Raw genomic sequence first — 511 nt, 5'->3', positions numbered from 1 at the left:
CCCTGCCGTCAGTTGCCCATCATGACTGCTGCGGCTTTGCATCACAAAATCGCCCTGCACCAGCACATAATCAGCGTCATTGGTCATGACCAGCTGGCCGGTGCTTTCAGCATAGCCTTCGGTTTCCAACCGTTGCTGCAGGCGATAATCGCCTTCTACCAGCAAACGCCCGCCGCCAAGCCGCATGATCCCAGCAGAATGTAACAGCTCTCCTTTAATGGTTAAGCTATGGCCGGCCAGATTAATTTCACCTCCGGCTAAGTGGTAATTCCCCTGGATCACCTCGTCGCGCTCCAGTGTCCAGTTCAGCCCTAACATAAAAGGCTGCAACGCCTGGCCATGGCTTACCAGACGCAGTGCCACCATCGGCGTAACAAAGCGCACGCTACTGCCCGAGCCTTCGGCCAGCTCTAAGGTTGCAAAGCGTGACCGTGAACTTCCCGCGCCGCCACTGGCAAAACTCACCTGCTGGCCCTGGCCGGATAACAGGACCTTATGCGTATCCGTGCTT

Annotated in this window: 1 protein-coding gene; it reads right to left on the bottom strand. The window is 56.8% G+C overall.

The genetic code is table 11. The features are described 5' to 3' along the window. On the bottom strand, positions 1-511 hold a 511-nt coding region (locus tag EYB30_RS16300), incomplete at both ends, for a hypothetical protein (protein WP_206674675.1).

Origin of the sequence: Rheinheimera pleomorphica (genome assembly GCF_011634895.1) — a bacterium.
GTDB lineage: Bacteria > Pseudomonadota > Gammaproteobacteria > Enterobacterales > Alteromonadaceae > Alishewanella > Alishewanella pleomorphica.
Note: the sequence above shows the minus strand (reverse complement) of the source record. Positions and strands in the feature narration are given on the sequence as shown.